The sequence below is a fragment of the Cytobacillus stercorigallinarum genome, from assembly GCF_014836495.1.
GTDB classification, from domain to species: Bacteria; Bacillota; Bacilli; order Bacillales; family Cytobacillaceae; genus Cytobacillus; species Cytobacillus stercorigallinarum.
In genome coordinates this window covers 24,266-45,910 of the sequence record NZ_JACSQT010000018.1, presented here as the reverse complement: position 1 = coordinate 45,910, position 21,645 = coordinate 24,266, and the positions used below count along the sequence as shown (strand labels likewise).

18 protein-coding genes are annotated in these 21,645 nt (G+C 35.9%); 4 read left to right on the top strand and 14 right to left on the bottom strand.

Annotated elements, in window-relative coordinates; all coding sequences use genetic code 11:
- Positions 1-306: 306 nt before the first annotated feature.
- Positions 307-1,167, bottom strand: coding sequence for a nucleotidyltransferase-like protein (locus H9655_RS21005; protein ID WP_191817182.1), 861 nt, complete (start codon positions 1,165-1,167; stop codon positions 307-309).
- 144 nt (positions 1,168-1,311) lie between these two features.
- On the opposite strand from H9655_RS21005, the gene H9655_RS21000 reads away from it, so the two are divergent.
- Entirely contained in the window at positions 1,312-1,674 is a 363-nt protein-coding gene (locus H9655_RS21000; RefSeq protein WP_191817181.1) for a YgzB family protein, read from the top strand.
- Positions 1,675-1,824: 150 nt separating this feature from the next.
- On the opposite strand, the gene perR is transcribed toward H9655_RS21000, so the two are convergent.
- The 3 genes from perR to H9655_RS20985 form a co-directional block, all read right to left on the bottom strand.
- Complete coding sequence (gene perR / locus H9655_RS20995) at positions 1,825-2,265, bottom strand: peroxide-responsive transcriptional repressor PerR (RefSeq protein ID WP_180317040.1); 441 nt, start codon at positions 2,263-2,265, stop codon at positions 1,825-1,827.
- 373 nt (positions 2,266-2,638) lie between these two features.
- Entirely contained in the window at positions 2,639-3,109 is a 471-nt protein-coding gene (gene bcp / locus H9655_RS20990; RefSeq protein ID WP_191817180.1) for a thioredoxin-dependent thiol peroxidase, read from the bottom strand.
- Positions 3,110-3,185: 76 nt separating this feature from the next.
- The gene (locus H9655_RS20985) at positions 3,186-3,557 is read right to left on the bottom strand and encodes a potassium channel family protein (protein WP_095373494.1); all 372 of its coding nucleotides are present in this window, start codon (positions 3,555-3,557) and stop codon (positions 3,186-3,188) included.
- Between the two features lie 214 nt (positions 3,558-3,771).
- Between H9655_RS20985 and H9655_RS20980 the strand changes: the two genes are divergently transcribed.
- The 3 genes from H9655_RS20980 (at position 3,772) to H9655_RS20970 (ending at position 11,429) form a co-directional block, all read left to right on the top strand.
- A complete protein-coding gene (locus tag H9655_RS20980) occupies positions 3,772-5,067 on the top strand; it encodes a glutamate-1-semialdehyde 2,1-aminomutase (protein ID WP_225230793.1) in 1,296 nt (431 codons plus the stop codon).
- Positions 5,068-5,413: 346 nt separating this feature from the next.
- Complete coding sequence (locus H9655_RS20975; RefSeq protein ID WP_191817179.1) at positions 5,414-9,883, top strand: glutamate synthase-related protein; 4,470 nt, start codon at positions 5,414-5,416, stop codon at positions 9,881-9,883.
- A 460-nt stretch (positions 9,884-10,343) separates the two neighbouring features.
- On the top strand, positions 10,344-11,429 hold the full coding sequence (locus tag H9655_RS20970) for an FUSC family protein (RefSeq protein WP_191817178.1): 1,086 nt from the start codon (positions 10,344-10,346) through the stop codon (positions 11,427-11,429).
- A gap of 55 nt (positions 11,430-11,484) precedes the next feature.
- On the opposite strand, the gene nikC is transcribed toward H9655_RS20970, so the two are convergent.
- The 10 genes from nikC to fabL all read right to left on the bottom strand — a co-directional run bounded on the left by nikC (position 11,485) and on the right by fabL (position 21,590).
- Entirely contained in the window at positions 11,485-12,354 is an 870-nt protein-coding gene (nikC, locus tag H9655_RS20965; protein ID WP_318245531.1) for a nickel transporter permease, read from the bottom strand.
- Between the two features lie 43 nt (positions 12,355-12,397).
- Positions 12,398-13,402 carry an ABC transporter permease gene (locus H9655_RS20960; RefSeq protein WP_191817177.1) on the bottom strand — a complete coding sequence of 335 codons (1,005 nt, stop codon included), beginning with the start codon at positions 13,400-13,402 and terminating at the stop codon, positions 12,398-12,400.
- A 79-nt stretch (positions 13,403-13,481) separates the two neighbouring features.
- Positions 13,482-15,080, bottom strand: a complete 1,599-nt coding sequence (locus tag H9655_RS20955; protein ID WP_191817176.1) for an ABC transporter substrate-binding protein — start codon at positions 15,078-15,080, stop codon at positions 13,482-13,484.
- A gap of 17 nt (positions 15,081-15,097) precedes the next feature.
- Positions 15,098-16,081, bottom strand: a complete 984-nt coding sequence (locus H9655_RS20950) for an ABC transporter ATP-binding protein (RefSeq protein ID WP_191817175.1) — start codon at positions 16,079-16,081, stop codon at positions 15,098-15,100.
- The gene (locus tag H9655_RS20945; protein ID WP_191817174.1) at positions 16,078-17,070 is read right to left on the bottom strand and encodes an ABC transporter ATP-binding protein; all 993 of its coding nucleotides are present in this window, start codon (positions 17,068-17,070) and stop codon (positions 16,078-16,080) included. The genes H9655_RS20950 and H9655_RS20945 overlap by 4 nt, the downstream gene beginning before the upstream one ends.
- A 372-nt stretch (positions 17,071-17,442) precedes the next feature.
- The gene (locus H9655_RS20940) at positions 17,443-19,191 is read right to left on the bottom strand and encodes an ABC transporter ATP-binding protein (protein ID WP_318245530.1); all 1,749 of its coding nucleotides are present in this window, start codon (positions 19,189-19,191) and stop codon (positions 17,443-17,445) included.
- A 167-nt stretch (positions 19,192-19,358) separates the two neighbouring features.
- A complete protein-coding gene (gene ntdP, locus H9655_RS20935; protein WP_095370002.1) occupies positions 19,359-19,889 on the bottom strand; it encodes a nucleoside tri-diphosphate phosphatase in 531 nt (176 codons plus the stop codon).
- Positions 19,890-20,150: 261 nt separating this feature from the next.
- Positions 20,151-20,417 carry a YgaB family protein gene (locus H9655_RS20930; RefSeq protein ID WP_191817173.1) on the bottom strand — a complete coding sequence of 89 codons (267 nt, stop codon included), beginning with the start codon at positions 20,415-20,417 and terminating at the stop codon, positions 20,151-20,153.
- A 179-nt stretch (positions 20,418-20,596) separates the two neighbouring features.
- Entirely contained in the window at positions 20,597-20,752 is a 156-nt protein-coding gene (locus H9655_RS20925) for a gamma-type small acid-soluble spore protein (protein ID WP_191817172.1), read from the bottom strand.
- An 85-nt stretch (positions 20,753-20,837) separates the two neighbouring features.
- The gene (gene fabL / locus H9655_RS20920) at positions 20,838-21,590 is read right to left on the bottom strand and encodes an enoyl-[acyl-carrier-protein] reductase FabL (RefSeq protein WP_191817171.1); all 753 of its coding nucleotides are present in this window, start codon (positions 21,588-21,590) and stop codon (positions 20,838-20,840) included.
- Positions 21,591-21,645: the final 55 nt, after the last annotated feature.

Sequence of the window (21,645 nt, the reverse complement as noted above, 5' to 3'; positions counted from 1 at the left end):
GATCAAACTCTCCAATAAAGTGTTTGATTAGCTCGTTTGCACCTATGGTGCTTTGTTGCTGATAAATCAGCTTTTTTTAGAATTACGCTTGACGTTTATGTTCGTTCAGTTTTCAAAGAACAATCTCATTCGCTTAAGGAGCGACTTTAAAATATTAACACATCATCCGTTGTATAGTCAACACTTTTTTTAAAAAATCACTCCGCCGCGTTAGCTGCTATTCAAACAGTTATTAGCGACGGTTATTAATATATCATCAATTTTTTCCTTGGTCAACCACTTTTTGTTTTCTTAATATAATTTTCTTCACAAACTGTAATATCGGTGTTTAATTCCTTTTCCTTTTGTTTCTTCACTTATTACTTTAATAAACCCTTTATCAATTAAATATTCTAATAGAATCATCAAATCCACTGAGTAGTGTCTCAGTTCTTTATGCTGGATGATCTCTTGAATTGTCCAAACTGATTGTTCCGCTAAAACTTCAAGTAAATGGCTGACACCAGCTTTTGTTCGTGAATGGATTAAAAATTCCGAAGCTAAAAACAATAACTCTAACCTTTTCTCAAGCGGTTCATGACTTTGTACTAACTCTTCATACAGTTTCATTATTTCTGGTTCCATATGGCGAATTTGATTCCACAGTGTTACTTCTGGATGGAAACCATTTTCAATAATAGAGAGTCTCGCTAAATGATGCAAAGAATGAACAACATTATTATAAGCATCAAAATAATTTTGATTTTCAAACAGAGTTTTTCCATCTGTATACCTTCTTATCAACTTAGCAAACTCTAGTCCCATTTTGAGCTTTCTATCCTTGAAAGGGAATTCGTTTAATTTATCACGTAAGTTTCCTATATATTCGTTGCGATCAAATAAAACCTTCCCACTATATAGCCAATCAAAAATCTTTCTATTACTACCCATTAGTATCCATTGATCCAATTGTTGCTTCGTTATTATTTGCATTGAGGCTTTTTTATCTTCAAATGTGTAATGTTTCACAAAAATAGGCGTATCCGCATTTTCTACGATAATTAAGAGTATTGCATCAAACGTATCTCTATTTGAAATTGTCTTTTCATTTCCCTCTACAATTAACACACCTAATGTATTTGGTTGACTAGCTCTTTCTTGATAAATAGGACGGAGTATATCTTCCATCATAACGCCCCCATAATTTTTTCGTTTTAAATATTAGTTCGACAATTTATCTAAATTCCCTTTGATAAACACCAGCAAATAGTGACAATTTTTTTATTTTTTCTTACAATGGTATGATATAGTTAGTGTTTAGGAGGGATCAAGATGGCAAAAAAATATTCGAGTAAAATAAATAAAATAAGAACCTTTGCTCTAAGCTTAATATTTGTTGGGTTTATTGTCATGTACATAGGTATTTTCTTCAGAACTTCACCATTAATTATGTCTATATGTATGCTTTTGGGTGTATTATTCATTATTGCTAGTACGGTAATTTACTTGTGGATTGGTATTCTTTCCACTAAAGCGATCCAAGTTGTTTGCCCAAATTGTAACAAGCCAACCAAAATATTAGGCCGGGTTGATATGTGTATGCATTGTCGCGAACCACTAACGCTCGATCGCACATTAGAAGGAAAAGAATTTGACGAAAAATATAATCGAAAAGATACCTCATTAAAGCAGTAGATTATTTTCACGCAAAAGGTTGTAAATCTAAAACAGACAATAAATGATTATTTAACCTCTAACTATATGTATGATGATTCCTATAGAAAACAAAGCATAAAAAAATACAGAGAAAAAGCTGGCAGCAGTACGCTGACAGCTTTATACATTTTAATGCATTTCTTTTTTCTTTGAACACTCTGGACATTCCCCATAAACTTCCATTCTATGGTGACTTACTTTAAAGCCCGTCACATGTGCCGCTAATTGTTCAACTTCATCCAAACCAGGATAATGAAAATCAACAATTTTACCACAACCTTCACAGATAACGTGATAATGTTGTGTTGTTACAAAGTCAAATCTGCTGGATGAATCTCCATAGGTTAATTCTTTTACTAACCCAACCTCACGAAATACTCTTAAATTATTGTAAACTGTAGCCACACTCATATTTGGGAACGTTCCCTCTAATGCTTTGTATATGTCATCAGCTGTTGGGTGCGTCATTGAGTTTATTAAATATTCAAGTATCGCATGACGCTGTGGAGTAATGCGAACCCCTGTATCTTTTAACGTATCTAATGCTTCTTTAAGATGTGTTTGCGCCACCGTCATGCACCTCACTTCTATTCATTCTTATATTATAATCTTTATAAATAGTTTACTAATAATTATTGAAAGTTGTCAATAACCGCGTTTCAAGAAGTATGTTTTTCTTATTTTATCATATAGACTAAACTCATTTAATATTCCATCTTGTTTTATAAAAATGAACGTTGTAAATACTTCTGTTTTTTTACTTCCTATAATAGACAAATTTAGCCCGTCAGTTATAAAAAAATTCCGGACTCATTTAAAAGTCCGGAAAATATATTTGAGGAGGTATGCCCTAGTTTAATCATATTCAAACTGGCTTCTCTTGCGTGGACAAAAGCCTTAAATTCATTAAAATGGGCAAGTTATTATCATGGTATTCAAAAGTCTAACCTTTTCTATTTTGCAAGAAAAGCAATGCATCTTCTACATGTCCTTTTACTTTCACCTTTCGCCACTCTTTTATTAATTTACCTTCCTCGTCAATCACAAACGTAGAGCGTTCTATACCCATATATTCTTTACCAAAATTCTTTTTCAACTTCCAAACCCCGTAACTTTCTGCAACTTCATGGTTTTCATCTGCAAGCAAAAGGAATGGTAATTCATGTTTCTCAATAAATTTCTCATGACGTTTAATTGGATCAGGACTAACACCAATAATCACCGTATTCACGTCAGAAAAATCATTATGCTTATCACGGAAATCACATGCCTCAGTTGTACAACCAGGTGTCATATCTTTAGGATAAAAATATAAGATGACATTCTTCCCTCGAAAATCTTCTAGATTAACAACCTCTCCATTACTTCCTTCTAATGTAAATGTGGGCGCTTTTTCTCCAAGTTCTATACTCATATATAACTCACTCCTTGAACATGTTTTTTTTAGACTATAAAAAATAAGAGTGAAATACAAGTAAACACCCTTCTTCTCATTGATCATTCTTATTATCAATATTAAAAACAACTCTTGCAACAAAAGCAGTTGGAATAACATAGCCTATCAGCGCTTCAACCATCGCTACCATACGGCCTAAGCCAACTGGTATAACATCTCCATAACCTAATGAAAAAAGAGTAACAGCACTAAAATAAAAACCCGATGCAAGACGATCTAAAAAATTGATCCCCCCATAGCTTGTTTCATCTATTAACACAACATGCCCATTTAAATCGAGAATAATATATATTAACCCAAAAGCAATTAAAATCGTAGCATAAAGACAGATTAAATAAAAAAAGTTATCTAATGACACCCATCTTCCCTTCGTTCTTTTAGGTGTTAAAAGGCTTTGCATACTCATAAAAATACATAATGTAACAGTAAAAATAACGAAAAAAAATAGCACGACTAACCTCACCTCTCTCGTGACGGTATTACCATTATACGTTCAACCTTTTGAGAGTATGACAAGTTGTCTTACTAACGATAGATATGAAAATATTTTGCTTTTAACAGATCGATAACTTACATGTTAAAATATATATGGAAATTATATTACTTAAGGAGGAATATTGATGCATTTTATCAATTCCGAACGACTACATAAAGAAGCTGTTGAACATATTGTAGGAGGCGTAAACAGCCCATCCCGATCTTATAAAGCTGTTGGTGGAGGATCACCTGTCGCAATGGAGAGAGGCCAAGGCGCTTACTTTTTTGATGTGGATGGTAATCAATATATTGATTATTTAGCAGCGTACGGTCCCATTATTACAGGACACGCTCACCCCCATATAACGAATGCCATTAAAGAAGCTGCTGAAAGAGGTGTACTATTTGGCACACCGACTCCGTATGAAGTAGACTTCGCTAAACTTCTGAAAGAGGCGATGCCTAATTTAGAAAAAGTAAGGTTTGTGAATTCCGGCACCGAAGCTGTAATGACAACCATAAGAGTTGCAAGAGCTTATACAGGAAAAGATAAAATAATTAAATTTGCCGGTTGTTATCACGGACATTCAGATTTAGTATTAGTTGCGGCTGGTTCTGGGCCATCAACTCTTGGTACACCTGATTCTGCCGGAGTACCTGAATCGATTGCAAAAGAAGTAATCACCGTTCTTTTTAATGACATTGATTCATTTAGACAAGCAATGGACAAATGGGGACATGAGATTGCCGGTGTTTTAGTAGAGCCGATTGTAGGTAATTTCGGTATTGTCGAGCCTTTACCAGGGTTTTTGGAAAAGGTAAACGAGATAAGTCATGCACATGGTTCACTCGTTATATATGATGAAGTGATTACCGCTTTTCGTTTTCACTTTGGAGGTGCACAGGATTTATTAGGTGTGCAACCAGACCTCACAGCATTAGGAAAAATTATTGGCGGCGGTCTACCCATTGGTGCCTACGGTGGAAAAAAAGAGATTATGGAGAGTGTTGCTCCACTAGGTCCTGCATACCAAGCAGGAACAATGGCTGGAAACCCTGCATCCATCTTAGCCGGGATTGCATGCTTAGAAGTTTTAAAACAACCTGGAGTTTATGAATACTTAGATAGATTAGGCGCAAAGCTTGAAGAAGGCATCATGAATGCGGCCAAACAGTTCAATATCTCCATTTCAATCAATCGATTAAAAGGAGCATTAACCGTATATTTTACTGATGAAAAGGTAATGAACTATGAACAAGCTGAAAATACAAACGGTGAGATGTTTGCTAAGTTCTTCAAATTAATGCTAAATAAAGGCATCAACCTTGCACCTTCCAAATATGAAGCATGGTTCCTTACAATTGCTCATACAGAGGAAGATATTGACGCTACCATTCAAGCAGTCCATGATTCTTTCGAAGAGTTAACAAACCAGTAATTATTCATTTTTTATACAGAAAAAGAGAGCCGACCAGCTCTCTTTTTCTTTTGATACATACTATGAAAACGTTTACAAATATAGATTCTTCTATACATTTTTATACATTCTCAACATTTTTCGTATCCATAAAAATGTATAAATAATTGATTTCTGAAAATTCATGTGATATGATAATGTAAATATTCTGTATAATTCCTTCGTTACCGAAACACTTTAATGCGTTACCTAATTAAATATCATTTCAATTAACTTCGCTAGAAATCTTAGCAATCTAGCAACCTCAAAAACATTACTAAACTAGGAGGTGAACGGCTTAAGGCATTGCCTCAAAAAGCCGAATACTATGACTCAACAATGGACCCCTTCCCAATTCAAAAATTTTAATAATCAAGAACACGATGCATGTGGTATTGTTTCTTCATTAGAGAAAGAAAAGATTCCAACACGTGAAAATATTTTCAGTTGTATAGATGCATTAGTAACGATGAACCATCGTGCAGGTTTTATTAATGGAGAAGGAGATGGCGTTGGGATTCATATCGATATCCCCCGTACACTCTGGAAAGAAAAGCTTAAAAAAGCTCAAATCGATCCAACAGTTGTTGACACACCCAATTTCGTCGTCGGTCATCTCTTTTTCACTCGCAATGAACAAAGTGAAACCTTCAAAACAGAAGTACGCCAACTTCTTGATGACAATGGATTTTCTTTAATTTTCGAATCAGATGAAGTGACAGATTCTTCTGCTCTTGGACCGATTGCGATTCAAGAGAACCCGGTATTTTGGCAAATTGCCTGTACGGTTGATAAAAATGAAGCAGATCTTAATCAAACGATATTAGAAGTCATTGTAGAAGCAGAAAAAAATGAATTTATTCACGTAGCATCCCTTAGTCAGTTCCATGCTGTGTATAAAGTAATGGGAGCTGGCGATATTTTACCTAAATATTATCATGACTTAGCCAATCCATTAGTAGCTTCCACTATGACACTTGGCCATAATCGTTATTCAACTAATACACTTTCAAGCTTTTTTCGTGTGCAACCATTTGCCGTCTTAGGGCACAATGGCGAAATTAATACGATTGCAAAATTGCGCGACGAAGCTAGAATGATTAATGTTCCACTCGTTAGAGGCGGTAGTGATTCCCAAGATTTAAGCAGAACAATTGAAACACTCATTTGTAGAGATGGCTATTCATTATTTGAAGCGATGGACGTACTCTTCCCTCCAATCATTAATGAAATCAAGTCATATCCTCCACATTTACAAGATTTATATACTTATATTAGGGAAGCTTGGGGACATTTCGCTCAAGGTCCTGCCGGAATTATTTCAAGATTCGGAAATGAAGCAGTATATAGTGTCGACTCCCTTGGATTAAGACCCCTTTGGATGTTAGAGACTGAAAGCTCTTATTTATTCTCATCTGAACCAGGGATTATCTCATCGAGTGAATATGTAAGTGAACCAAAGCCTTTATCTCCTGGTGAAAAAGTTGGTTTCAAATGGAACGGGAATAAACTAGAAAAATATGAACATGAAAATTATCAAGAAGAAACATTCAATCGTTTCTCTTCTCGTGTAAATGTTAAAGATTATAAAAATCGTTTAAATGCGCCAATTTTGAATAAAGTAACTACAATAGCTTTCCCAACAAAGATTCATAATGGTCAATATAAAGCATTCGGATGGGAAAGAGACCATGTAAACTTAGTAGAACAAATGGCAGAAAAAGGTGCGGAACCTATCCGTTCACTTGGCCATGATGCTCCATTAGCAGCCTTAAATGGTGAGAGAACAAATATCGCTGATTTTATTAAAGAAAGTGTCGCAGTTGTTACTAACCCTGCAATTGATAGAGATAGAGAAACAGAACATTTCTCAACTAGAACCATTATCGGTAAAAGACCATCACTCTTTAATAATGAAGAATCCGTAGATGTACTTGAATTACAAACACCATTATTAATAGAAGGAAAATTAGGATACGAGTGTGTAAAGGAAATCAATCAGCCTAGCTATGATCAAGTAACTGAATATTATCAAGCACAAAAGAAAATTGCCTATCTTTCTATCACTTTTTCCAAAGATGAAACAATCAAAGAGGCGATTTCACGCTTATCAAAAGAAGCGATTGAATCAGTTAAAGCTGGTAAAACCCTTATTGTCTTGAATGATGCCAGTGCCCATCAAGAAGATTCCTATTGGATGGATCCACACTTAGTCGTTTCTGCCATTGATCAAGCATTAGTAAAAGAAACACTAAGAAGAGATTGTTCTTTACTTTTACGTTCCGCTTCTATCAGGTCATTACATGATATTATAACGGCTTACGGTTTAGGTGCAGATTTGATTAGCCCATATTATATGTTTATAACTGTAGCCAACGAGGAAATAACTCCTCTTATTAACCTATATTCTGCTTTAACAAAAGGATTAGAAAAAGTAATCTCTACAATCGGAATTCATGAACTAAGAGGATATGGTCGCCTATTCTCAACCATTGGCATAAATGAAGAAATCGCTGAATATTTAAACATCATCAATTTCTTTGGTTCAGGTGAGCTTAAATACAATTTTGTTCATATGCAAGAAGATGCTTTTTTAAGAGCGGAAGACTTTATTAATGAGAAAAATAGAATCGGGAAAACCTTCCATCTATTCCCAAGGATTTGGAAAGCAATTGGTGAAGTTGCGTCTACTGGTGAATATGGTGCTTACCGTGAAAAGATAAGTGAACAAGAAGATCAGAACCCAACAACCATTCGTCACCTAACTGATTTTAAACAATCAGAAACCAAAATTTCACCAGAAGATGTGAATATTTCTGTTGGAGATCATAGCTTACCATTCGTTATTTCTTCTATGTCCTTCGGTTCGCAGAATGAAATTGCTTTTAGAGCTTATGCAGAAGGTGCAGAAAGACTAAATATGATTAGTTTAAATGGTGAAGGCGGAGAAATAAAAGATATGCTCGGGAAATATCCTCGCACAAGAGGCCAGCAAGTTGCCTCAGGACGATTTGGTGTAAACGCTGAGCTTCTTAACTCTTCTAACCTCCTTGAGATTAAAATCGGCCAAGGAGCCAAACCTGGTGAAGGTGGACATCTACCAGGATCTAAAGTAACAGCGAAAATAGCTGAAGCGAGAAATGCAACAATTGGATCTGATTTAATTTCACCGTCAAATAATCATGACATTTATTCTATTGAAGATTTAGCACAAATGATTCATGAATTAAAAACAGCGAATGATAAAGCGAAAGTGTCAGTTAAAGTTCCTGTTGTGCCTAATATTGGTACAATTGCAGTAGGTATCGCTAAAGCTGGTGCGGATATTATCACATTAAGTGGATTTGATGGTGGTACAGGTGCAGCTAGAATCCACGCACTCCAACATGTTGGATTACCAGTTGAAATTGGTGTTAAAGCGGCACATAACGCCTTACTAGAAGCTGGATTAAGAGATTATGTTGAGCTATGGGCAGATGGTGGCTTAAAAAGTGTTAGTGATGTTTTAAAAGTTATGTTACTTGGTGCAAATAGAGTTGGTTTTGGTACATTATCTATGTTAGCCATCGGTTGCACAACTTGCCGTGGTTGTCATCTAGATACTTGTCATGTAGGAATTGCTACGCAAATTGATTCAGAGGCAGAAGCAAAAGAACATGGGTTAAGAAGATTCGTTCCTCGTCAATTTGAATCTGCTGTCCAAGGATTAGTCAACTTATATTCTGCTTTCGGTAAAGAACTACAAGCACTTGCTGGCAGCATCGGTATTCGCAATCTACAAGACGCTATTGGATGTACAGATTTACTTGAACAAGTAAAAGGAAAAGAACAATTGAACTTAGATTATTTACTTCGTACATTAGAAATTTCACAGCTCAGCAATAATGAGCAACCTAAAGAAGTTAGTGAGGCACAATTACAAGTGGCTGTTGGAGCTGAATATCTAGACAAAAGTGTAGAAGAATTGCACCAATCACGTACCTTCTCTAATGTTACTTCAGAGCAAAGGGTACTTGGTAGTCGTGTATCTTGTCATCGTGTAAGAGGACGCTTAGATGGATCATATAAAACCCTTCCTCCAGTTGATCTCAAATATAATGGTGGATCTATCCCTGGTAACGGATTAGGGGCATATAACAGTTTCGGCATAAACATCGAAGTAGCAGGCGGTGCGCAAGATGGGATTGGTAAAACTTCCTTCGGTGGGCAAATCTTAATTTTCAAATCGAAAGGTAAGAATGGGCAGTATTATAATGGGTCTGTTGGAAAAGGTTTTGGCTACGGTGCCCAAGTCGGACTTCTCGTTGCACAAGGAAATGCTGATGCAAGAGCTGGTATCCGTTTATCTGGAGCTGACATGATTATTGGTGGGCAACTAACAACTCCAATTCCAGAGAAGGAATTTGGAAAAATCGGTACAAATGCGAATATTAAAGGATTTGCATTTGAATATATGACGAACGGTCGCGGCCTTGTATTAGGTGATCCGGGTCCATGGATTTGTGCAGGGATGACAGGTGGCGTCGTCTACTTAAGACATCAACCTGAAATGGGATTAACAAAAGCGGCCATTGAAAGAAGAATAGCCAAAGGTGCAAAAGTAAACGTAACCGAACTTGACCAAAATGGGTTAGAAGATGTAAAAGAACTATTAGAAAAATATATCAATCTATTGATGGGCCAAAACCAAGAAGATGAAGCGAATGATTTGAAAGCTCTTTTATCAGATTTAGGTAGTCACTTTATGCAAGTTGTTCCAGTTAAAGAGCAAGCAGACCCTTCTGTTTCAACTGAGTGATATAACATACATCTATTCTGCTGTCATAGACTTTATACACGAGGAATTCTAATGAAGAATTTCTCGTGTTTCTTTATGGATATAATGTGACTCATTCACTACGGGTGTAAATGGGTTCGACCTGCTACAATATTTGCATAAAATCCTATTTAAAGTTAGCCAATATTGCGCCTGATTCTATTAAATTATTCTCTCTAGCTGGATTTTTTGATGCGATTCTCGGCTCATCCAACAAATTTCTCCCTCTTCTTCTTTTTTGATGTGTTTCTATTTCTTCGTTTAAATGTTACCACTTTAATTTTTTATTAATTTTAGTGACTTTTCATATTTGTCTATTGAACTTATACTAATATCCATGTATAGTACATAATTGTTTAATAAAGAAAAAAACGTATAAAGTAAGAATGGGTGTTTATCATGACAGCCATACTAATGATTGAGCAGAAAGGATTATTTAAATATGAAGCTTGGCGCCCGCATTCTGAAAACGGGGATCGCAATCATACTATCTTTATTTTTAGCAGAACTTTTTCAACTCCCTTCTCCTGTTTTTGCAGGGATTGCAGCTATTTTCGCACTGCAACCAACGATTTATCGTTCTTATTTATCTGTACTTGAACAAATTCAAGGGAATATAATCGGAGCAGTGATCGCGGTATTATTTGTCCTATTATTCGGTCATGATATTCTTATTATTGGTTTAGCAGCAATAGTGGTTATTACGATTAACTTAAAATTAAAACTTGATAACACGATCGGTTTATCACTCGTTACAATGGTAGCGATTATGGTCACACCAGGAGATACCTTTACCGAGTTTGCCATTCTCAGATTCTCGACAGTTATCCTTGGGATATTTTCTGCATTTATTGTTAACCTGGTGTTTATTCCACCGAAATATGAGAAGAAGTTATATGTGAAGATTTCTAATTTAACCGAAGAAATTACAAAGTGGATTCGTTTAAATATAAGGCATGCCTCCGAACATCATTTATTGAAGAATGATATCCGTACCATGCAAGAAGGATTAACCAAGATTGATACACTTTTTTCTTTATATAAAGAAGAACGTAATTACTTTAAAAAGAAGAACCAGTCCAAACCGAGAAAATTAGTCATTTACCGGCAAATGAATGCCGCAAATAAAAAGGCTTTAGAAACATTAAAAAAGATGCATCGCTTTGAAAATGATCTAGCAGAAATGCCCGAAGATTTTCAACATCTTATCCAGCAACAGTTAGATATTATTACTCATTATCATGAACATGCCGTATTAAAATTTATTGGGAAAGTTCGACCTGAAGTCGTTTTTGAAGAAGGCGATATTACTTTAAGCAGAAAGGAACTTTTCACGCTCTTTTTAGAGCAACAGCATCTCATTTCAGATGATAGGCAAGTAGAATTAGCTCATACTATGCATATTGTCTCTGCAATGATGGATTATAATGAGCAAGTGGAGCGATTGAATTGTCTTATTAGTAGCTTTCAAAGGTTCCATAAAGAAGACTCTTCTTTAACATTAGATGAAGCCGTTGACGAACAATAAAAGATAAAAGGCTATCGGATATAAAAGCTCCGATAGCCTTTTCTTCAAAATCATTCTAATTCTTCATCCTCGGGTCTAGGGCATCTCTTAATCCATCCCCCATTAAATTAAAGCCAAGAACTGTTAACATGATAGCAATTCCAGGGAATATCATTGTCCACGGTGCTTGGATAAGTAATACCCTTGCGTCTGAAAGCATTTTACCCCATTCAGGATTCGGCGCCTCTGCTCCTAAACCTAAGAACCCTAGAGCAGCTGCTTCAATAATAGCCGTACCAATTGCCAAAGTTCCTTGAACGATAATAGGAGCCATACTATTTGGAAGCACATGTCTAAATAGAATTCGGCTATTTTTCATCCCTACTGCTTTTGCGGCTACAATATACTCCTCTTGTTTAACACTTAAAACTTTAGAACGAATTAACCTCCCAAAGTTAGGAATATTAATAACTGCTATCGCAATTAATGCATTCTGCAATGATGGTCCTAAAACCGCCACAATAGCAATCGCCAAAAGAATACTAGGAAAAGCAAGCATGATATCAAAAATCCTTGAGATAATTGTATCAACCCATCTCCCGTAATACCCCGCTATAATCCCTAATAAAGAACCTACAACAGCTGAACCCATGACCGCTAAAAAACCAACCCACAATGATATTCTCGCCCCATAAATCACTCTCGAAAAAATATCTCGTCCAAAATCATCGGTACCAAACCAATGTTCTGCTGATGGTTCTTGAAGTCTATTTGTCATATTTTGCTCATTAATACCCTGTGGTGCAATGAATGGTGCAAAAATAGCTAAAAGAATAAAAAAAACAACTATTCCTGTACCGACTAAGGCAATTTTGTTTTTCATGAAGCTTTGTAACGCCTCCACCCAAGGCGATTGTACTTTATCTTCATTATTTTTTGGCTGAATAGGTGGTTTATTATTTACTGATACTTCCACGTCTATTCCTCCCTTAACGATAATTAATTCGCGGATCGATTGCAGCGTACAATAAGTCTATGAATAAATTAATCATGACAAATATAAATGCAATCACTAATATTCCAGATTGAATGACAGGATAATCTCTTGCACTAATCGCATCGTAAATATATCTGCCCATACCCGGCCAACTAAATATCGTTTCGGTAAGGATCGCACCACCTAACAATAAGCCTGTTTGTAACCCTATCACTGTAAGAACAGGAATCACTGCGTTTTTTAATGAATGCTTGTACACAACCCAAAACATTCTTATTCCTTTCGCTCTTGCCGTTCTAATGTAGTCAGATTTCATCACCTCTAGCATGGAAGATCTTGTTATTCTAGCAATGATGGCCATCGGAATTGTAGCTAATGCAAAAGCTGGCAAAATTAAATGTCGTAACACATCAACAAATTGATCAAACCTACCTTGAATCAATGTATCTATTAAATATATATTTGTTATAGATGTAACAGGGTCTCTAACCTCTTCCCTGCCAGATGTCGGTAACCAATCAAGCTGAATAGAAAAGAACCACTGTTCCATCAAACCTAACCAAAAAATAGGAATTGAAACACCAATCAGTGCTAAAATCATCGCTATGTAATCAAACCAAGAATGTTGAAACCATGCACTTATGATACCAGCATTTACCCCTATAAAAATGGCAATTACCATTGCACAAAAGGATAACTCTAAAGTTGCTGCTAAGTATGGCCAAATTTCTTGATTTATCGCTGTATTGGTTTTGATTGATTCTCCCAAATCACCAGTCAATAAATCCCCTAAATATGTAAAATACTGAATATACCACGGTTGATCTAACCCAAGTTGTATCGTTAATGCCTCTATCGCCTCTTCTGTAGCTAGTTGTCCTAATATGATTTGAGCTGGGTCACCCGGGATAGCACGAATCATTAGAAAAACAATCAGCGATAAACCTAATAAAACAGGTATTAATGCAATTAACCGTCTAACTGTGTAAGTTAACATCTTCTCACCTCTACTACTACATTATTATCAGATGAATAGAAAAGGGAGTGTGTCACTCCCTTTTCTATCCCTCTATTATTTATTGACTGATTTCCACATGTGAAAGCAAATCAGAACCTGTTGGATGCGGTAGGAAATTCTTAATATTAGATTTTCCAGCTAAAATAGGACGTGAATGAACGAGCGGAATCCATGGTGCATCTTCTTTTATAATTACTTGTGCTTCTTTGTATAACTCATCTCGTTTCGCTTGATCAGTAGTTGCTTGCGCCTCTAATAATAAATCATGTACTTCACTGTTTTTATAGTAAGTGTAGTTATTTGATCCGATGGCATCTTCATCTAGTAATACGTATAAGAAGTTATCTGCATCACCATTATCACCTGTCCATCCAAGTAAGAATGAATCAGCTTCTCCTTTATTTGCTTTTTCTAAATATGTTCCCCATTCATATGAAACAATCTTAGCTTTAACACCAATTTCAGCAAAATCAGCTTGTAGTGCTTCAGCTATTTTTTGACCATCTGGCATATACGGTCTTGGAACTGGCATTGCCCATAATTCCATCTCAAATCCGTCTTCATATCCAGCTTCCTTCAGTAATTCTTTTGCTTTTTCTGGATCATATGGATAATCTTCAATTTCATCATTATAACCAGAGATTACCGGTGGCATTGGGTTTACAGCTGGGTCCGCTGCTCCAGCATAGAATGCATTGATGATTTCTTCTTTATTCACCGCATGGTTAAGAGCTTGACGGACTAGCTTTTCCTGTAATGGACCCCTCGTATTCGTTAATCCAACATAAGCAACATTCATTGTCGGTCTCTCAAATACTTGTAAGTCTGGATTATCTTCAATTTGTTGGACATCACTGAAATTCACACCATCAATTAAGTCAACTTCTCCAGAAGATAAAGCGTTCAGTCTTGCCGAGTTTTCAGGAATAGATCTAAAAATAACTGAGTCTAATTTAGGTAGGTCTTTATTCCAATAATCTTCATTCTTAACGATTGTAATTCTGTCATTCCTTTTCCATTCTTGGAATACAAACGGACCTGTTCCAACAGGGTTTTCAAGGAATTTATCGCCATGTTCTTCAATAGCTGTTGGACTTGCAATACCAAATGGAGACATCGCTAAGTTTTTGTAGAAAGGAGCAATTGCAGTATTTAACTTAACTTCAACCGTATAATCATCAACTGCTGTTACACTATCAACCTTATCTCCAAATTGAGAATTGTAATAATAAAACTGTTCTTTATTTCCTGCCATCCACCGTTCGAAGTTGAAAACGACAGCTTCTGCATTAAAATCTGTCCCATCATGGAACTTAACTCCTTCACGAAGTTTAAGTGTTTGAGTTAATCCATCCTCACTCGTTTCCCACTCTGTTGCCAGACCAGGATGAAGCTCCGTATCTTGCTCACCAAATTCAACAAGGGTTTCAAAAATATTTTTCGTTACTTTAAAAGCTTCTCCTTCAGTTGTAATTGCTGGGTCAAGCGAAGTTGAATCTCCTCCTCGACCAAAGACAAGCGTTCCTCCAGTGCTTCCTTCATCTGCTTCTCCGCCTTCATCTCCATTATCACCTGATGTAGAACTATTACATCCAGCAAAGATAAGCGTGCTAACCATTAAAACAATAAGTAGCCAAAAACTTTTCTTTTTCTTCATTCCTCATTCTCTCCCTTCTAATTTGCAAGCTCTTTTTCATATAAATGGCAAGCCACCATATGTCCATCTTCTATTTCCTGCAAAAGTGGTCGTTCTTGCTTACAAATCTCCATACATTTTGAACATCTCGTATGGAATGCACAACCGTTTGGTGGATCAGCAGGGTTAGGGATATCTCCAGATAGCACTTCCTGAGCAACAGCTATTTCTGGATCAGGTACCGGAACGGAACTTAGAAGTGCTTCTGTATATGGATGAAGTGGCTTATCATACAATTGTTTAGCGGTTGTTAATTCAACCATTCTTCCTAAATACATAACCCCTACACGGTCACTAATATGTTTTATCACCCCTAGGTCATGAGCAATAAATATATAGGTTAGACCGAATTCTTTCTGTAAGTCTTCTAATAAATTTAATACTTGTGCCTGTATGGATACATCCAGAGCAGACACAGGTTCATCCGCAATAATTAATTTTGGTTTAGTCATTAATGCGCGTGCAATTCCAATCCGTTGTCTTTGCCCACCACTAAATTGATGAGGATAGCGTTTAGCATGATAACCACTTAATCCGACAACTTCAAGCATCTCTCTTACTTGCTTCTTCCGTGTAACTTTATCTCCAATCCCATGAACAATTAACGGTTCTTCTAATATTTGTTCGACTGAGTGACGTGGATTGAGTGAAGCAAATGGATCTTGAAAGACCATCTGCATGTCTTTTCTCATTTTCCTCATTTCATAATCTGATAATTTCGTAATTTCTTTGCCGTTGAATGAAATCTTTCCTTCGGTGGGCTCTATTAATCTCATTAGCATCCGCCCAGTTGTTGACTTCCCACAACCCGATTCACCAACAATCCCTAATGTTTCTCCTTCATTAACAAAAAAGCTAATATCGTCTACTGCTTTTACATCTGCGACTTTGCGATTGAAGACGCCAGCAGTAATCGGAAAATATTTTTTTAAATTTTCTACTTCTAATATGGCTTTACTCATGAGACTTCCCTCCTCTTCTCATGTAGAAAGCATCTTACGGTATGCTCTTGCCCATCTTCCTTATACAATACAGGGTCTTCTATTACGCAGCGTTCATGAGCAAATTCACATCTTTCAGCAAAACGACAACCTTTCGTAATGGATCCTGGTTTCGGTACATTGCCTGGAATGGAATATAATCTCGAATGCTCCCCTCTAATATCTGGAACCGACTTTAATAATCCCTGTGTATAAGGATGCTTTGGGTTCTTAAATAAATCTCCTACCTTTGCTTCTTCTACCACTTGTCCTGCGTACATTACAATGACACGTTCACACATTTGAGCCACTACGCCAAGGTCATGAGTAATCATCATAATAGAAGTTTGCAAAGTTTTATTTAGCTCTTTCATCAGACCAAGTATTTGCGATTGAATGGTTACATCTAAAGCAGTTGTTGGTTCATCAGCTATTAGTACCTCAGGATTACAAGACAGCGCCATGGCTATCATTACCCGCTGTCTCATTCCACCGGATAACTGATGAGGATACTCTTTCATTATCGCCTCAGCTCTTGGTAAGCCAACTAGCTTTAGCATTTTAATCGCAATTTCATTTGCTTCTTTTTTTGACTTTTTCATATGTATTTTGATGCCTTCTGTCATTTGTTCCCCTATTTTAAAAAGCGGATTGAGGCTAGTCATCGGCTCTTGGAAAATCATCGCGATTTCATTACCACGAATTTCTCTCATTCTCTTTTCATTTGCCCCTACTATATTCTCACCGTTAAGTAGTATTTCCCCGCCAACTATTTTCCCAGGTGGTTGCGGCACAAGCTTCATAATAGACAATGATGTTACGCTTTTACCACAACCTGATTCACCAACAATACCTATTACCTCTCCTTTATGAATAGTAAAACTTACCTGATCGACGGCGGTTACTTCTCCGTCTTTAGTTACAAACGAAGTTTCTAGGTTTCTTACCTCTAATACCGGAGATTGCGTCACTATGTCACCCCTTTAACAGTTTCTTCTACATTCTCCCTCCGTTTTTTAATATTTTATAAAATATGTAAGAATAAGTCTATTGTTTTTTCAGAAATATTTAAATATAATTATAATTCTTAAAAGTTTCGCTAGTTTATTAAGGTTTTGTGATATAATTCCGAATTTTCCAATTATTAATATAATAAAATAGCAATTTATAAATTTTATAGAGAAGGGAGTGACAGAACTTATCTCCATTCACTTTTTAGAATATCTTAGGAACTACCTGTTTTCGGCTGCTAACCCAATCCAACTGAAACTAAAAATCACATACATGTCAAAACTCTAAAAAGAATTTTACATGAATGTGATTTATTTAGTAAGAGTATATCATTACGATTCAAGTTGTTGTACTTGGAAAAGCTTATAATAATGACCTTGCTTCTCCATTAATTCCTCATGTGTGCCTGTCTCTACGATTTCACCATATTCAACGACAACAATGCGATCGGCATGTGTGATTGTAGATAATCTATGAGCGACAATAAACGTCGTTCGATCCGTTGCCAAATCATTTAATGCTTCTTGAATAAGATGCTCGCTCTCTAAGTCTAATGCAGAAGTCGCCTCATCTAATATAAGAATTGGAGGGTTTTTCAAGAATATACGCGCAATGGCAATTCGTTGTTTTTGCCCACCGGAAAGCTTAACTCCTCGTTCTCCCACTTTCGTTTCATACCCTTCAGGCAAATCCATTATAAATCCATGGGCATTAGCTGCCTTTGCGGCTCTAATGACCTCTTCATCACTTGCATCAGGCTTCCCGAGTAATATATTTGCTTTTACTGATTCACTAAATAGTATATTATCTTGTAGGACCATACCAATTTGATCTCGTAAACTTCTTACTTGAAACGAACGAATATCTTCACCGTCAAGTAAAATTCGCCCACTTGAAACATCATAAAAGCGGGGAATTAAACTAACGAGTGAAGATTTTCCTCCACCACTCATTCCAACAAGAGCGATGGTTTCCCCTTGTTTCACATCTAAATTAATATGACGAAGAACAGCACCATCTTCGTTATTATATTTAAAATGAACATCTTTAAACTCAATATGACCAGCTACATTTCTACAAGGGATAGCATTTTCTTTATCATCAATATCATATTTTTCATCAACTAATTCAAACACACGATCCATTGAAGCGATAGATTGTGTCAATGTTGTCGATGAATTGACTAGCCTTCTAAGTGGATTATATAAACGGTCAATATATGCTACAAAAGCCATCATCACACCTAGAGTGATTTGACCTTGTATTACTTGATATCCAGCAAAGGCAATTACTAGCAGAGGAGCAATATCAGTAATTGTATTCACAACTGCAAATGCTTTTGCGTTCCACTTCGTATGGTCAATCGCCTTTGATAAAAATTTACTGTTATGCTTCATGAAATTTTTTTGTTCATGATCTTCTGTGGCAAAGCTTTTAATAACGGCCATTCCTTGAACTCTTTCATGTAAATAACCTTGAACCTCAGCTAAAGCTTGTGATCGATCTCTTGTTAACTTTCGTAAATTCCCAAAGAAGTATTTTACACTTAATGCATAAAACGGCATTAAAATAAGGGATACAAGCGTTAATTTAACATTCATCGTAAACATAATTGCAACGGCTATAATAATTGTGGCCATATCCAGCCACAAATTCATCAGTCCTGTAACAACAAAATTCTTTGTTTGCTCTACATCATTTATGATTCTAGATATCACTTCACCCGATCGATTATTCGCATAAAATTTAAAGCTTAATTTTTGAATATGAGTAAAAAGCTTATCTCTAATATCATATAAAATTTTGCTCGCTACCCATTGTGCGAAGTATTGCCGATAATATTCTACAGGTGGTCTTACAATCACAAAAATAATCAACATCATACCCATAATCGTTAAAAGTTGTGTCATTTTTTCAGGTTGTGTAAGCGCATCATTTCCGACTATATCATCGATTACATATTTAATTAACAGCGGGATTAATAATGGTATTGCAAATTTCACAATACCAATCAGTATCGTTAAGAAAATCTGTAGGCGATACGGCTTAACAAAACGCATATATCTTTTAATTATGTTCAATTTTAGCCTGTCACCCTTTTTGTTCTGTTATCTTATAATCTATCCAGATTGTCCTGAATTCATTTCTTCGTCAAGCCTTCTAGATATTCCTTATGTAAAGATACATATATTTTTCATGCCAAATAAAAACCTGTTGTTATCATATCAACAGGCGCAAATAAAACATTTTATCTTCGGTAAGTTAAGTATCTTTCATACCAACCATCCACAAAATCCGGTGCAAAAGGACCTTTTCGTTGTCTAATTAAGAATATCAACTTGTCCACATTTGCCCACAAGATTTTATCAATCGGTGTGGGGTAACGCATTTCTTGTCGATGACGCTCATATTCATCTTCATCCAATAAATTAAAGGTCATATCAGGAAAAACTTTAATATCTAAATCGTAGTCAATATACTTAACCGCCTCTCCATCGTATATGAACGGAGAGCTTAAATTACAATAATAGTACACGCCATCTTCTCTCAGCATTCCGATAATATTAAACCAATATTGTGAGTGAAAATAACAGATTGCCGGTTCTCTCGTAATCCATGTTCGACCATCTGATTCAGTAACCATTGTACGATCATTTGCTCCAATAATTAAGTTTTGCGTACCTTTAAGGATTGTTGACTCTTCCCAGACGCGATGGATGTGCCCATTATGTTTATAACTATGAATTTGTACCGGTTCACCTTCTATGGGTACCGCCATTCTTTTCCCCTACTTTCCTTTCTGGAAGCTTTGGAACCTTTTATTAAAAAGGACATTCTCTCAAACTTATTACCTTTTATAATGCTCCCGATAAGTTGATTGATGATCAAAGGTAACAAAGTGCAGATCCTATTTTCTATTTATTATAACGTTAAAAAATGAATTTTAAAACAAAGACAGCTTAATTGTCGGTAGATTCAGCAGTAATTATTTATGTAACGCTCAACCTATTGTATCATTCTTGCCTTTAACATATGTTTACTAAACGATAATCTTCGCATTTTTAATATTTTGTTTGCGAAATAATTTAACAACTTCGTCCGTTTGCTGTTCAAATAAGGCCACGATTTCATTTAATTCATTATTCATTTTTTCGATTTCACAGTGAATATCGCTTACAGTTGTTGTAGAGCGCAAACGGGATAGTTCATTTTGAAGTTCATGACATCGCTCCACTTCACTTTGTAAATAAAGTAAATGATCCATTGTTTTCATTTGTTCTTCAACCAATGCTTGAAATTCATTCATAAAAATACACCAGCCTTTAAAGTCTTTTCTAAACTATTCTATCTTTTTTGTATTGATTCCTTTGCAGATTCTTGTTGAGGAGATAGAACTTTTGTCGAAATAGTAAAGTTATATTCAATCTCTAAGTTAACATTTAAAAAAGCACCCCTTTGAAAAAAGGAGCGCCTTTTAATGAAGAACTATTGTTGATTTTGGTTGTTTTGGTTTTTCGCTTTTTGCTTATGAGCTTCAGCTTGTTGATTTTGTTGTCTTACTTCTTGAGCGTTTGTTTCACTCGCAAATTCTTGATTATATTGTTGTTGGTTTTGTTGTTGTTGATTTTGCTTTTTAGCCATCCTAATCACCTCCACGCTCCTTAATTTAACCAGAGCGAGAGATATTATCCTGTTTTTTCGAAGTAATTATATTCCGAATATTAAATCAAACTAATAAAGAGATGCCACCATCCACGATTATCGTTTGTCCGCGAATCATGCTGGCATCGTCAGATACTAAAAACATGACCGAATTAACCATATCATCAATAGAGACCATTCTACCAGCTGGCGTTTTTTCACTTGCATCAGCTAACAACTCTTCTCTATTTGGAAAATGTTTTAATGCCTCTGTATCCACCGCTCCACCTGAAACGGCATTCACACATATATTTTTCGGCGCTAATTCAACAGCTAAGTATCTTGTTAAAGCCTCTACAGCCGCTTTAGAAACACCGACTACAGTATAATTTTCCAGATAGCGTATAGAACCTAGTGAGCTAATGCTGACAATCTTTCCACCGCCATTTTTGTCCATTAATTTAGCTGCTTCTTTTGCACAAAATAACAATGCTTTACTATTAATATTCATTGTCCAATTCCAATGAGATTCCTCAAGTTCCATAATAGGTCTTTGTACGCCGGATGCAGCATTACTAATAAAAACATCTAGACGGCCAAAAGTTTCATCTATTTGAGCAAACATCGATTTTATTTTTTCATTATCACCGACATTTGCTTTAATTGTTAATACCTTTCTTCCTAATGATTCGATTTCCGCTGCGACTTCTTCCGCTTGTGAACGGCTACGAGCATAGTTTAAAACAATATCATACCCCTCTTGTGCAAGTCTCAATGCAGTAGCTTTACCAATACCTCTACTACTTCCTGTAATTAGTGCAACTTTTCTTTCATTCATCTAAAACTTGCTCCTTTCAATGTCCATTTCTTCCATCTTATCCATTTTATCTTGT